Origin of the sequence: uncultured Streptococcus sp., assembly GCF_938036805.1 — a bacterium.
Classification (GTDB): Bacteria; Bacillota; Bacilli; order Lactobacillales; family Streptococcaceae; genus Streptococcus.
Genome location: NZ_CALHWC010000056.1, coordinates 1 through 14,336 on the forward strand (window position 1 = coordinate 1; position 14,336 = coordinate 14,336).

Sequence of the window (14,336 nt, forward strand, 5' to 3'; positions counted from 1 at the left end):
CCATTTTTCAAGGAATTCTGTAAAGAAGTTTGCATCTGCTTGATGAGCATTGTGACTTTCAACGTGCTCAATTTTAGCAATTAATTTTTTGTTTTCTTCAGATGGTTTGTATTCAGCATTGATGAAAGCTTCAATGATATCGCACATAAGCAATTCGCCAGTGATTTTACCACCAAAACCAATAACGTTGGCGTTCAATTGTTCTTTTGCGTAAAGAGCTGTTGTCATATCACGAACCAAGGCAGAACGAACTCCTGGAACTTTATTGACAGCGTTGTTGATACCAACACCAGTACCACAGATACATACCCCAAGATCAGCTTGACCGCTAGTTACAGCCTCACCAACTTTTTTACCAAAGATTGGGTAGTGAGTACGTGTGTGGTCATAGGTACCAAAGTCGATGACTTCATATCCTTTTGATTTCAAAAATTCTGAAACCGCCATTTTTTCATCTGTTACGATGTGGTCACATCCAATTGCAATTCTCATTAGTTATTCCCTCCGATTAATTATATAAATCTCATATCATTTATCCTTACTCAAGAAAAATCAAGATTAGCTTAGGAAGCGAGCTGCGAGCATAACTGAAGTTAGCTAAAGTGAGCTGACGACAGATTATCTTGATTTTTGAAGAGTATTAGCACATTTTGTTCAACATATCGACACGAATCTGGTGACGACCACCGTCGTATTTACCGTTAACAAAACCTTTAGCGATGTTTTTAGCCAATTCATCACCGACAAGTTGTGCACCCATAGTGATCATACGTGAGTTGTTGTGGCCACGAGTCATATAAGCTGAACGTTCGTCAGATACTTCTGCGGCAACCATTCCTTTAATCTTAGTTGCAACCATGAACGGACCAGCACCATAGGCATCAATCACGATACCAAGGTTTTGTTCTTCTTTGTTTACTTCTGCAGCAACAGCAAGAGTCACATCGACAAAGTCGTGACCTTCAGCCGTAACATCCACTACGTGGAAGTTTTCTTTTTCCAAGAAGTCTTTCACAACTTCTTTCAATCTCAAACCTGCAGCATCTGCACCAATGATAATAGACATGTTAAGTCCTCCTTTAATTTTCTATATAATGAACTAAAATGTTTTAAAACATTAAACGTTATTTGATTCACAAGTTTATAATACAACATTCCGTGTTCGTTGTCAACATTATATGTTTGTTTTTAAACATTTTTAAAATTTTTCTTTAAAAAATAGTAATATCAAATCCAATTTCTTCTTTTTCTCCTGCTGGGAGTAGACGGACATTTTTCTTGCTTTCTAAATAATCACCCTCTTCTAACGAGGTCGACAAACCTGACCAAGGTTCCAAGGCTATAAATGGTCCTTTGTTAATAGTTGACCAGATGATTAGATTTGGAAATTCTTGAAAATCTAAACGTAACCCTTTATCATGATTCCGAGAACGAAGAGCAACAGTCCGCGATTTTAGCTCATCAAGGGTCACTGCATCTTTAGCAAAGATATCATAGCCCAAATTTAGTTCTTTTTGATGATCTAGGAAGCTTGAACGTTCCAGAAAGTTCAACATTCCAGTTTCAGGATAGGAGAGAGGAACGCTGCAAGTTTCTTCCTCTTCAAACTCCAAATAGTAATCTTCATACTTTTCATCATCAAATAATGGACAGTTAAAGCCGGGATGACCTCCGATAAAGTATGGCATGGCACCACTATCTCCAAGATTTTCCACGATATACTGGGTACGAAGCTTCTTACCAGTCAAGCTATAGCGAATTGATAGGCAAAAATGATAGGGATAGTTCTGAAACATCTCCTCTGTGTCCTCAATAGCAAAGGTCACACTCGTATCCGTTTGTTCAAGCAATTCAAATTCTTTCTTGCGAACGAGACCATGCCGAGGAATGACTCCACTCGCTTCTTGACCATCTTTTAATACATAGCGAGCAGTGTCATTACGCAAACTCCCACAAATAGGGAAAAGAACTGGAGCTTGACCGCTCCAATAGTTTGCATCCCCCTGCCAGAGGTATTCTACACCATCCTTATCCTTGATTGAAGAAAGCGCTCCTCCCAATTTCTCAAACTGCACTGTCAATTCATCATTTTCTAGCGCGATCACCATCCAAATCTCCTCTCTACTTCAGAGAAAAAGGCAGGCTTCTGATTTCTCTCTGCTTAGTATTCATCACATAGGAAAAGCTAGATTATCAACATTCCCATTTGGAAATGGACAATCTAGCTTCCCTAGTCTTACAATATTTAACAATAGTTAACGGATATTATTTTGCTTTTGCTGCATATTCTGCATTCCGTTTGATCATTTGCTTTCTGTACCAAGCAAAGATTCCAATATAAGCACCAAGGAAGACAATAGCACCAATGATAGCTTTAATATCACCTGTAGTAGTATTACCAATAGTCCAGCCCAAAAGTTTTTCGATTGGTCCTTCAAGTGTTGAGTGGGTAATCAACTGAGTTTGGCTGACTCCTTCAGGGAAGGCACCTACGCCTTTAGCAAGTTCTGTTGCAAACGGTGCAATCAGAGTACCTGAAAGAAGGAAGAGTGGTAACAAGAGAGTTCCAAAGACAATCATACGAAGCAATTTACCACGAGTAACAACCAGAAGGGCAGGTGTCACACCCATTGCGATGATACCAGCCAATGGCAAGATACCGTTTCCTACATTAGAAAGCAGAACTGCTTCAATCAACATGATTGGGGCAAGTACGTTAGCGCAGGCCCAGATTTCTGCACGACCAGCGATAAATGGCCAGTCAAGACCAATGTTGAATTTACGTCCTTGAAGACGTTTTGTTGCTACGTTTGTAATACCTTGTGAAAGTGGTTCAACGGCTGCGATAAACCATGATCCGATAAGTGAGAAGAGCTCCAAGGAGACACCGGCAGTCAAACCAAGAGACAACCATCCTTTAATAACAAGTGACCATTTTGCTGCTTCCTCAACGCCAGATACTGGATGTGGCGTTCCCATGATACCGATAACGATACCAAGAAGGAAACCGATGAAGAATTTAGATCCCCAGAAACCGATTTTCTTATTCAAAGCGGCAGCATCGAAGTCATATTTGTCCAACCCAGGGAAGAATTTGTCGAAAATCTTATCCAAAACCATGATAACAGGGTTCATCATGTAGTTCATGTGAGTTGAAGTCATTGGAGATGAACTTGGTGCATTCAACAAATCATCAAAAGTGGGTTTCATCAAGTCAGAGTTGATAATCTTCAAGACACCAACCAAGACAACTGCTAAAGTTGCAATCAAGAGTGATACAGCAGGACTTACATGGCTCTTATCTGCATACCATTTGATGAGCAAGCCAGTAATTGACAAGTGCCAAATATCAAAGATATCTACATCCAATGTATCTGTTTTTTTCATAGCTAACATTGCCACATTGACAATGAGCATGATGAGCAAGAAATACAAGGTCCATGGAGAACCCCAGGTGATGGTTGCAAGTGGCGCCCAACCAACGTCTGTGATATTCAACTGGATACCAGTGTTTTCAACGAATTTAGCAAGTGAAGCTGAGAAAGCTCCGTTAAGCATACCGATGATGGCACCGATACCAGTAAGAGCGATGGCAAGTTTGATACCACCTTCAAGCGCTTTGGAGAATTTCACTCCAAATAGTAAGGCCAATACTGTCAAGATGATCAGCATGATGATAGGACCACCCATTTCCAAGACTGGCTTGAAAATCTTATTGGCTAGGTCAATAATGACATCCATAATAATTCCTCCCTTTTTTTGTTATATGAATGTTAACAAGATAAAGAATAGATTAACTTAGTCCGTGCTCTTTAATAGCTGCTTCAATATTGTCAAACACTGGAGCGCTCATTGCAGGAATACGGAACAAGATTGGTCCAGCTTCGATAACTGGGATTCCTGGTTCAAAACCAAGATCTGTTGCAGCGATTGGCGTGAAGATATCATAACCTTGCATTAGATCTTCATTGACATCCTTAACCATCACGGCATCACAATGTACATCATAACCGCGGTTTGACAACTCTTCCTCAAGAGCACTCTTGATTTGGTGACTTGAGTTTACCCCTGCTCCGCAGGCTGCTAAAATTTTAATCATAATAAAATCCTCCGATTTATTTATTTAATAACTTTTGAAATATATTGGAACAACTCTTCTTTTGAGTTCAAAGAAGCTAAACCAGCTAGATTTCCTTCGCTAGTGAAGAAATCCATTAACTGTGCTAAGATATTGGTCTGGCTTGAGCTAGAGTTGTTGATGATAAAGAACAAGAGAGACACTTCAACGGTTTGCGTAGGAGAAATCATATTGTGGAAGGTTACAGGCTGATCTAGCTTAACAACTACCACATTTTCAGTCAAATTATGCGCAATATCCGTATGAGGTATGGCAACATTCGGCAAATCTTTGCCTAAAAATTCCATATCCAAACCAGTCGGAAATGACTTTTCTCTTTCAAGTAAGGCCTTTCGATAAGAAGAAGTTACGACTTCTCTTTCTTCTAATAAATCAGCTACTTGATGAAAAAGATCTTCCTGATTATCAGCATGTAAACAAAATATCAATTTTTCATCAAATAATTGGGCAAGCGCCATTTCATCATCTCTCCTTTTGTTTCTTTTTGTTCGTTTAATTAATTATATCATTATATGATAGCGCTGTCAATAGTTTGTTTTGTTATTTTTTGTTTATTTATCTAATGACTTAAAATTTTAATGTTCATATGAAGATGGGACATTTCGTCATTCTGCATGGCTGAAGAATAACACGAGTCATAAAAATATCCTTAGCAAGTCTAAGTTGATATACAAGAACTTTTCGCCCACTATTAAATGCAATTCATTTGAAACAAGAAATAAAAGCTACGAAATTCGCAGCTTTCAGAATCTCAAATTAACATTCATGACAACGCGATCAAATCAGAGAACCTTGGTGTAAGAACTATATTTTGCTCTCACTTTCGGAGAGATATGATCATCCGTTACAATCGCGTCAATATTGTCCAAACGGTAAAAACTATAGAAAGAATAGCTATCAAATTTGCTATTATCTGCAACAATGTATTTTTCAATTGCATTGTTGAGAATAATGGCATTTCCATTCCCCTCTTCTTCATTGGCAGTCGTCACATTGTGGCCGTCAATTCCGTTCACTCCAATAAAAGCCTTTGATACCTTGATTTCTCGTAAAAGTTTATTGGCAAACTGCCCCACAAAAGTCTGGGTCTTGACCCGATAGCGTCCTCCGATCAAAATCAAATCAAAATTAGGATAATCCTTCAACTTTTCGAAAATAGGGAGAGAATTGGTTACAATGCTGATATTTTTCCCCTCTAAATAATCGCCGATAAAATCCGTTGTAGTACCTGATCCGATAAAAACTGTGTCTCCTTCAGCAATCAAATCAGCACATTTCTTAGCAATCAGCTTCTTTTCTTCGATATTTAACATCGTTTTTTCAGAATGCGAAGCTTCATTCAAGCTATCTTTCACCTTTTTATGAGCCCCACCATGCACCCGAATCAAAAGTCCTTGCTTCTCAAGATCAATCAAATCTCGCCGAATGGTCATATCTGTTACATTCAGCAATTCCTTCAGATTTTTAACAGACACAACTCCCGTCTGGTCCAGCTCTTGTAAGATCACTTTATGACGACTTTCCTTCATGTACAATCCTCCTTGTTGTTGATGTCTAGAGACGTCTCATCAAAGTTTCCCCTTTGATTCTTAGGTTCCTTGGACACCTCAAATCACTTTAATGTCCATGCACCATTGCTTATATCATTATACTACAATTTTTTCATATAAACAAAAAAATGTATACTTTTTTTCAAAAAAATAGATTATTGTTTGTTTATGCGTTTTCATTGTGCTATTTTCAAACAAATCTTGAAAGATATTCAAATTATTTTCAATAGAAAAATCCGATGTCAGCTGACATCGGATTTTTTGTTTATTTATCGCCTTTATTGCGGATAACAAAGCCGGTTTTCTTTTCGCTAGAAGTACGGTGCGGACGCTTGTTCCCTCTGCTTTCGAAATCACGACTATTCTTGTTTGACTTGCGTTTAAAGTCACGACGCCCGCCATCTCGGTCTTCGCGTCCACCACGACGATCACGACCTTGGTCACCTCGACGACCGTTGCCACGGCCACTCTTCCCTTTTCCGCCAAAACCGCCACCAGATGCTTTAAATGGCAATGGTTTTTCACGAGCAATTTCTACTTCAGGAAGAGTATCTGGATCCTGTACCGTCAGGCTGAGGATATACATTGCCAGCTCTTCTGGGCTGAATTCTGCCGCTAGCTTGCGGGCATCCTTGCTAAATTTCTCAAAGTTAGAACGGATGCTTTCGTCAGCAAAATCGCGTTCAATCTTCTTAAGGGCAACTCTTTTCTTAGCTTGGAAAGCTTCTTCTGCAGTCGCTGGTTTGAGGCCTTTCATACGCTTCTTGGTCAGATTTTCGATAATCTGAAGATAGCCCATTTCATTTGGCGCTACGAAAGTGATAGACTGACCTGACTTACCAGCACGACCAGTCCGACCAATCCGGTGAACATAGCTTTCTGGATCCTGCGGAATGTCGTAGTTGTAGACGTGGGTCACACCAGAAATGTCCAATCCACGCGCAGCCACATCTGTCGCAACCAAGACATCCAAATTGCCGTTTTTAAAGTCGCGGAGGACGCGGAGGCGCTTGCCTTGGTCCAAATCACCATGGATACCCTCTGCTCGGAAACCGCGGATTTTCAGGCCACGAGTCAGCTCATCCACCCGGCGCTTGGTCCGGCCAAAGACGATAGACAGCTCAGGCTGATCCACGTCCATCAGGCGGGTCATGGTATCAAATTTTTCATTTTCTTTGACACGGATATAATACTGATCCACCAGCTCCGTCGTCAGCTCTTTAGCCGCAATCTTGACATGCTCAGGCTCCTTCATAAACTTGACACCGATGCGCTTAATGGCATCCGGCATGGTCGCTGAAAAGAGCAAGGTCTGACGCTCTTCTGGCACACGGGAAATGATAGACTCAATATCTTCCAAAAAGCCCATGTTAAGCATTTCATCCGCTTCGTCCAAGATTAAGGTTTCAATCTGATTCAGCTTAAGCGCCTTGCGTTTGATCAAATCCAAGAGACGACCTGGTGTTCCTACGACAATATGAGCACCAGACTTGAGGGCCTTGATTTGCTTTTCAATGCTAGAGCCACCGTAGACAGAACGCACCTTGACACCCTTGCTGCGGCCAAAACGGAAAAGCTCTTCCTGACTCTGCACAGCCAATTCACGGGTTGGAGCGATAACCAAAGCCTGCACAGCAGGATTATCTGTATCAATTTTCTCCAGAGTTGGGAAGCCAAAGGCTGCTGTCTTTCCTGTCCCTGTCTGGGCCTGACCAATGACATCCTTACCTGCCATAGCAAGTGGAATTGTCTGCTCTTGAATAGGGCTTGCTTCTACAAAGCCAGCTTTTTCAATCTCTGCTAGTAATTCAGCAGATAAATGTAATTCATTAAATTTCAATGTTCTTCTTCTTTCTAAAGGCGGTGCGAAGCCACCTTATAAGGCTTTTGATACTCAACTATCGAAACATACCAAGTGCTTTTCTCTTGCTAAATCTCGATTTTCTGAGAGTATTCGCTCTTCTCTTCATAAATATGGTCTCTCAAGTCTAGGCACTAAAAAAGCGCCGACTCGGTCGCTAGTTCCCACTGAATAGAAAAACTGTATTTCTGCAACTAATCTAGTATACCACAAAAGTACCTAAAAAGATAGGACTTGCTTGTAAAATATTTTATTAAAGATCTCTTTTGTAAAAAATGAAAACTTGAAAATCATTTTCAAAAATAATATAATCTATAAAGAAGAAAGGAGACAAGTATGAATAAATTTTTACGAGTGACTTTCATTTTACTGTTCTTAGCTATGCTGGGCGCAGCTATGATCCAGATTTTCCAGCCCCAGCTATTGGGCAATGAGTCCATCTATGGTCTAGCTCCCTACTGGCAGCGGGAAATTGGTTTCTGGAATCTGGCTATTCTGCCTTTAGTCATTGCCGCCAACATAAAGTATGATTGGTTCTATCTGCGTATGACCCTGATAGCACTGATTCTGGGCGGGCTGGGCTTTGGCACCAACCATCTGCTAGGCTATCTGGAAAAGGCGAATCAAGCCAACCTACTGGGCTGGATTGAAAATTATCTGCTAGTCTTTTGCTGGATCATCGGCTGGGGACTGGAATATCGAAAAAGACAAAAAAGTGATGAAGAGGCTTCCTAAATAGACAGCTTCTCCATCGCTTTTTTCTTCATTATGAACACTTCTCTATATTAGCCAGTAGCTCCTCGGCAAATTGACTAGTGGTCAAAGCTGGTACTCCTTCCAGCTGACTGGCAAAATCGCCTGTCACTTTTTGCTCAAAGAGAGCCTTCTCAATGGCTTTAGTCAGGAGATGAGAGACCTCCGGCCAACCAATGTAATCAAAGAGCATGGCCCCTGATAAGAGAAGTGAACAAGGATTAGCCTTATTTTGACCCGCTATATCTGGCGCCGTCCCATGAGTAGCTTCAAAAATAGCATGACCAGTCTCGTAATTGATATTGGCTCCTGGCGCAATACCAATCCCGCCCACCTGAGCAGCCAAGGCATCGCTGGCATAGTCACCATTTAGATTGGTCAAAGCGACAACATCAAATTTCTCTGGATAGAGCAAAATCTGTTGCAGAAAATTATCTGCAATGACATCCTGAATGATTAGTTTTCCAGAAGCCAGCTCGTCCGCATACTCTCTTTGAGCTAGTTCATAGCCCCATTTCCGAAAACCGCCCTCTGTAAATTTCTGGATATTGCCCTTGTGAACCAGAGTGACACGCCTTAGTCCTTTGGCTAGTGCATAGTCAATAGCCGCCCGTATCAGCCGCTCACTGCCCTGCTTAGAGATAGGCTTAATCCCAATAGCAGAGCTTTCTGGGAAGCGAATCTTGTCAACCTGCATATCCTTCTGCAGGAAATCGATAACTTTTTGGACTTCAGCCGTTCCACTCTCCCACTCAATCCCTGCATAGATGTCTTCTGTATTTTCCCGAAAAATCGTGATATCTGTCTTCTCTGGGTGCTTGAGCGGACTGGGAACTCCCTTGAAATAACGAACCGGCCGCAGGCAGGCGTAAAGATCCAATTCCTGTCTCAAGGCCACATTCAAGGAACGAATCCCTTCTCCGACTGGGGTTTCTAGCGGGCCCTTAATAGCCACTAGATGGCTCTTAATCGTTGTCAGTGTTTCATCCGGTAGCCAGTCACCCGTCAGGTCTGCTGCTTTTTTCCCAGCCAAAACTTCCTTCCAAACAACTTTTCTCTGGCCACCATAAGCCTTTTCCACTGCCTTATCAAAGACCAGCTGGGCATTTTCCCAGATATCAACCCCAATCCCGTCACCTTGGATGTAAGGAATAATAGGAGCATCCGGTACCTGCAAGCGCCCTTTCTCAAACAAAATCTTATCTGCCATTTTATCTCCTTCCAATGGGAAGATACTCCAAACCTTGAGCACCAATATAGTTAGAACGTGGCCGAATCAGCTTATTGTTCTTGCGCTGTTCCTGAATATGGGCAATCCAGCCAGCCACCCGACTCATGGCAAAAATCAGGGTGTAGATACTGCTGTCAATGCCCAACACATGGTAAACCGTAGCCGAATAAAAATCGACATTCGGTATCAGATGCTTGGTATGCTTCATATAGGCTTCAATTTCCACTGAAAGCTGATACCAAACCTCATCCTTGGTCCCCTGTGTCAAGTCCTTGGCCATTTGACGCAGGTATTTTTCACGCGGATCTTGGGTCTTGTAAACTCGGTGACCAAAGCCCATAATCTTCTCATGAGAGGCCAGTTTGCGGTCTAGGTAGGCCTGGCAATCCCCTTCCTCTCTGATCTCTTTCAGCATATCAAAGACACATTCATTAGCACCGCCATGAAGGGAGCCCTTGAGCGCTCCAACAGCTGCTGTCACGCAGGAATAAATATCGGTCAAGGTTGAGGCGCAGACACGAGCCGCAAAGGTTGAAGCATTGAGTTCATGATCGGCATGGAGCACCAAGGCACAGTTAAAGGCTTTGACTTCAAGCTCACTAGCCTCTTCTCCTTTGAGCATATAGAGGAAATTAGCCGCAAAGCCCAAATCCTCCCGCGGCTCTACTGGAGTCTGACCCGACCTCAGTCTGGCAAAAGCCGCAATAATAGTCGGCATCTTTGCCATAAGCTGGATGCTCTGCTCATAGGTCGCTTCTAGAGAAGTTTCCTCAGCATGGACATTATAAACCCCCAAAAGACTGACCGTTGAGCGCAAGACGCTCATGGGATGAAGGTGCTTACGGGACTGGATAAGGATGCACTGCTCCACCGCATCGCTAATGGCATAATTAGCTCGCAGATCTTCTTCAAAATGCTTGAGCTCAATCTGAGTCGGCAAATGCAAATGCCACAGCAGATAAATCACCTCTTCAAAACTTGCATGGTGCTCTACCAATTCAGAAATATTGTAGCCTGCATAAGACAAGGAATCATCCACAATCTGGCTAATCCTGGTATCACAGGCAATGGTATCTTTCAAACCGTCCGTCTGACTCATGCTCACACCTCCTCTAATTTCTTTCTAACGACCATGGGCAAAATTCCTCCGTTTTCATAGTAACGGATATCCGCCTCTGCATCAAAGCGCAGCCGAGCTTGAAAAGCTATTTCTTCAGTACCCTTACGAGCCACCACGTCAACCAGCTGGCCAACTTGCGGGTTCTGTGGCAGATTGATGTCGAAAGTCTCCTTGCCTGTTAAGCCCAGACTAGCCGCATTTTCACCCTCTAGATACTGCAAAGGAAGAATCCCCATCATGACCAGATTGGACCGGTGGATACGCTCAAAACTCTCTGCCAGAACCACCTTGACACCCAAAAGATTAGCCCCCTTGGCTGCCCAATCACGACTGGACCCCATACCGTAGTCTTTGCCAGCTAGGACAATGGTGTCAATTTGCTCTTCTTTGTAACGCATGGCCGCTTCATAAATGGATAGCAACTCTCCTTTATAATCTGTGTAACCACCAATTTTCCCATCCGCCAATTCATTTTTAATCCGAATATTGGCAAAAGTCCCCCGCATCATGACCTCATGATTGCCCCGACGGCTACCATAGGAATTAAACTCTTGGTAATCCACTCCGTGCTCCAGTAAATAGGAAGCCGCTGGGCTGTTTCTGGCAATATTTCCTGCTGGGGAGATATGGTCTGTCGTCACCGTATCCCCAAATTTTGCCAGCACTGCAAGATTTTTCAGTGGCTGAATGGCTAAATCATCAGCCAAGCCATCAAAGTAAGGTGGATTTTGAATATAGGTCGAAGCCTGATTCCACTGATAATTTTGAGAAGAGGCTGTCGGAATCTGATTCCATTTTTCATTATCGTCAAACACATGAGCATATTCTTTTTCAAAAAGCTGGCGCGTCACATATTTTTGAACATAATCTGCAACCAAGTCGTGCTCCGGCATCAAATCCATCAAATAAACCGGCTGCCCTTTTTGATCATAACCTAGTGGCTCGCTGGTCAGATCGACATTGGTATTTCCAGCCAGAGCATAGGCAACCACCAAGGGCGGACTAGCTAGGAAATTGGCCTTGACCAATGGATTGATCCGCCCTTCAAAATTGCGATTTCCTGAAAGAACAGCACTAGCCAGCAAGTCAGTATCCGTAATCGCCTGAGCCACTTCCGGTCGGAGATTGCCTGAATTTCCAATACAAGTAGTACAGCCATAGCCGACAACATTGAAACCAAGCTGATCCAGATAGGACTGAAGGCCACTCTTCTTGAGATAGCCTGTGACCACCTTGCTGCCAGGAGCCAAAGAAGTTTTGACAGTCTTTGAAACCTGTAAGCCTTTTTCTACTGCTTTCTTGGCCAAAAGCCCTGCCGCCATCAGGACATAGGGATTGGATGTATTGGTACAGCTAGTAATGGCAGCGATAGCCACATGGCCGGTCTTAATCGTCTCCTCATGATCAGAAAACTGAACTACTGCTGACTTTTCCAGCTCGCTCTCATCTAGCCCAAAGCCTCGGACCCCCGCTTCCCTGACTATACTAGCTTGAAATTCTTCTTTAGCAGCTGTTAATTCAATCAAATCTTGGGGCCGCTTGGGGCCTGAGATACTCGGCACAATGCTGGACAAATCAATTTCGACTACCTTGGTATAAATTGGCTCAACCTTTTCATCATAGAAAAGGTGATTTTTTTGAGCATAGAGACGGGTCAGCTCGATATGATCTTCTGACCGATTGGTCAGACGCATGTAATTGAGCGTTTCCTCATCTATCGGAAAATAACCACAGGTAGCTCCGTATTCCGGCGCCATATTAGCCACTGTTGCCCGGTCAGCCAGGCTTAGATTAGACAAACCAGGTCCAAAGAACTCGACAAATTTGCCAACAACATTTTCCTGCCGCAAGATTTGCGTGACCTTTAAAGCCAAATCCGTCGCTGTCGCAATCTTAGGCAGCCTGCCCAAGAGACGAACACCAATCACCTCAGGAACTGGGAAATAGGAAGCCTCACCCAGCATGGCAGCCTCGGCCTCAATCCCACCGACTCCCCAGCCCAGAACACCGATCCCATTAATCATAGTCGTATGACTGTCCGTACCAAACATGCTGTCCGGATAGAGTTGGCCATCCTTTTCAATAATGACATCACTGAGAAATTCGATATTGACCTGATGGATAATCCCCGTAGCAGGAGGAACTGCTCGATAATTATCAAACGATTTTTCTGCCCACTTGAGAAATTCGTAGCGCTCATTGTTTCGGATAAACTCTTGGGTCATATTGGCCTCTAGAGCTGTATCACAGCCATAAAAGTCCACCTGAACACTGTGGTCAATGACTAAATCAACCGGAATTTCTGGATTAATCTGATCGGCCTGACCTCCCTGACCAACAATCGCATCGCGCATACTAGCCAAATCCACCACGACAGGAACACCCGTAAAATCCTGGAGAATAACTCGGCTAGGCTTAAAAGGAACTTCTCCGCTTGGTGATTTAGCTTGATAATGCATCAAAGAATAAATGTTATCTTTAGTGACATCAATTCCATCTTCTTTACGAAGGACACTTTCGAATAATATGCGTATGGAATAAGGAAGTTGTTTTATATCTCCTCCTAGTAAAGCCGAGGCTTTCTTAAGATCTATATATCGGTATAAATTGCCTTTGTAATTTAAATCGCTTAGGTATTCTGCCATATTTCTACCCCTCACTTATTTTAAATTGTTTTATATTATACTTTATTATGTAATTTTATGCAATAAGATTTCTTAACAATACGTTATGTTTTCTAACATAAAAATACAGTTTTTAAAATAAAGACAAACTGTACCAATTATTTTCTTTAGCAATCAAGAAAAAAACAAGCACCATCTCGGTGCTTGTTATAGAAAAATAATTTGATTTCAGAAATTTACTTCTTATTGGCCAACCATTTTAGCAGCTTGGTCAGAAGTCCCCAAATGACTAGACTAATGATAACAATATAAATCCAGGCATTTTTATCATTAGACAATGGCAAAGGAACATTCATACCAAAGAAACCAGTGATAACTGCAAGTACTGCCAGAAGGACCGAAATAATAGTCAGGACAGTCAAATTGTCATTCAGATTGTTGTTCAGGATATTATTGTAGGAGCCTGAGAGCTGACTGAGAACTTGAGCAATCAGATCAGTCATCGAAACGAGCTGACGAGCCTCAATCATGGCATCCTCAAACTGTTCAGTTTCTAAGTCGTCAAAACGGCGGTAAATACCATGGCTTTTGATATGCTCTAGAAGCATGCGGTTCTGCTTAGCCGCAGCAACTAAATAGACCATTGAGGTTTCCAAGTCTGACAGAGCAAATAGGTGCTTTTTAGTAGTTGTCTGGCGCAGAAGAGTATTAATTTCATCCTTGCGCTTGTCCATCCGCTCAACGACTGGATAGTAAGAATTGGAGATCAACTCTAGACTCGCAAAGAGAAATTTATAGACCGATACTGGCTCATGACGCTCAGTATAGGCCTTCATCATATCAACAACATAGGCATTGTCCTGATTACTGATAGTAATGAGCCTCCCCTCCTGAGCCACAAAGGTCATCGGAATCGTCTCATAATGTTCCTTATCTGTCGCTAGATTAAGGACATTGTAGATAAAGACAACAGTTCCATTCTCACGATTGTAGTCCATGTGAGCCCGCTCGTTCTTATCGAGCGCATACTCGATGGTCTCTTTATCAATTTCATAATCC

General features: G+C 42.4%; 13 protein-coding genes. 1 reads left to right on the forward strand and 12 read right to left on the reverse strand.

All coding sequences use genetic code 11. The features are described 5' to 3' along the window. The 8 genes from lacB to Q0191_RS02200 form a co-directional block, all read right to left on the reverse strand. A partial coding sequence (lacB, locus tag Q0191_RS02165) for a galactose-6-phosphate isomerase subunit LacB (RefSeq protein WP_297663414.1) occupies positions 1–492 on the reverse strand: 492 nt, incomplete at its 3' end. A 148-nt stretch (positions 493–640) separates the two neighbouring features. Next, entirely contained in the window at positions 641–1,066 is a 426-nt protein-coding gene (gene lacA, locus Q0191_RS02170; protein WP_297663416.1) for a galactose-6-phosphate isomerase subunit LacA, read from the reverse strand. A gap of 145 nt (positions 1,067–1,211) precedes the next feature. Then, positions 1,212–2,108, reverse strand: a complete 897-nt coding sequence (locus tag Q0191_RS02175) for an aldose 1-epimerase family protein (RefSeq protein WP_297663419.1) — start codon at positions 2,106–2,108, stop codon at positions 1,212–1,214. A 157-nt stretch (positions 2,109–2,265) separates the two neighbouring features. Continuing rightward, positions 2,266–3,741 carry a PTS galactitol transporter subunit IIC gene (locus Q0191_RS02180; protein ID WP_148887540.1) on the reverse strand — a complete coding sequence of 492 codons (1,476 nt, stop codon included), beginning with the start codon at positions 3,739–3,741 and terminating at the stop codon, positions 2,266–2,268. A gap of 52 nt (positions 3,742–3,793) precedes the next feature. After that, positions 3,794–4,099 (reverse strand): PTS sugar transporter subunit IIB, encoded by a 306-nt coding sequence (locus Q0191_RS02185; RefSeq protein WP_005590672.1) that lies wholly within the window; start codon positions 4,097–4,099, stop codon positions 3,794–3,796. A gap of 20 nt (positions 4,100–4,119) precedes the next feature. Next, positions 4,120–4,596, reverse strand: a complete 477-nt coding sequence (locus Q0191_RS02190) for a PTS sugar transporter subunit IIA (protein ID WP_148887539.1) — start codon at positions 4,594–4,596, stop codon at positions 4,120–4,122. 324 nt (positions 4,597–4,920) lie between these two features. Further along, the gene (locus Q0191_RS02195; protein ID WP_005590674.1) at positions 4,921–5,667 is read right to left on the reverse strand and encodes a DeoR/GlpR family DNA-binding transcription regulator; all 747 of its coding nucleotides are present in this window, start codon (positions 5,665–5,667) and stop codon (positions 4,921–4,923) included. Positions 5,668–5,953: 286 nt separating this feature from the next. Further along, on the reverse strand, positions 5,954–7,528 hold the full coding sequence (locus Q0191_RS02200) for a DEAD/DEAH box helicase (RefSeq protein WP_297663425.1): 1,575 nt from the start codon (positions 7,526–7,528) through the stop codon (positions 5,954–5,956). Positions 7,529–7,885: 357 nt separating this feature from the next. Here Q0191_RS02200 and Q0191_RS02205 point away from each other — a divergent pair, with 357 nt between their 5' ends. Then, positions 7,886–8,284: a hypothetical protein gene (locus tag Q0191_RS02205; RefSeq protein ID WP_297663427.1), complete on the forward strand. Its 399-nt coding sequence runs from the start codon at positions 7,886–7,888 to the stop codon at positions 8,282–8,284. Positions 8,285–8,315: 31 nt separating this feature from the next. Here Q0191_RS02205 and icd read toward each other — a convergent pair whose 3' ends face one another. From icd to Q0191_RS02225, 4 genes are all read right to left on the reverse strand, one after another. Beyond that, positions 8,316–9,527, reverse strand: a complete 1,212-nt coding sequence (gene icd / locus Q0191_RS02210) for an NADP-dependent isocitrate dehydrogenase (protein WP_297663430.1) — start codon at positions 9,525–9,527, stop codon at positions 8,316–8,318. Next, a complete protein-coding gene (locus tag Q0191_RS02215) occupies positions 9,514–10,632 on the reverse strand; it encodes a citrate synthase (RefSeq protein ID WP_061603125.1) in 1,119 nt (372 codons plus the stop codon). Before Q0191_RS02215 ends, icd begins: the two co-directional genes overlap by 14 nt. 2 nt (positions 10,633–10,634) lie before the next feature. Continuing rightward, positions 10,635–13,298: an aconitate hydratase AcnA gene (gene acnA / locus Q0191_RS02220; protein WP_297663433.1), complete on the reverse strand. Its 2,664-nt coding sequence runs from the start codon at positions 13,296–13,298 to the stop codon at positions 10,635–10,637. A 215-nt stretch (positions 13,299–13,513) separates the two neighbouring features. Further along, a partial coding sequence (locus tag Q0191_RS02225) for a magnesium transporter CorA family protein (protein ID WP_297663435.1) occupies positions 13,514–14,336 on the reverse strand: 823 nt, incomplete at its 5' end.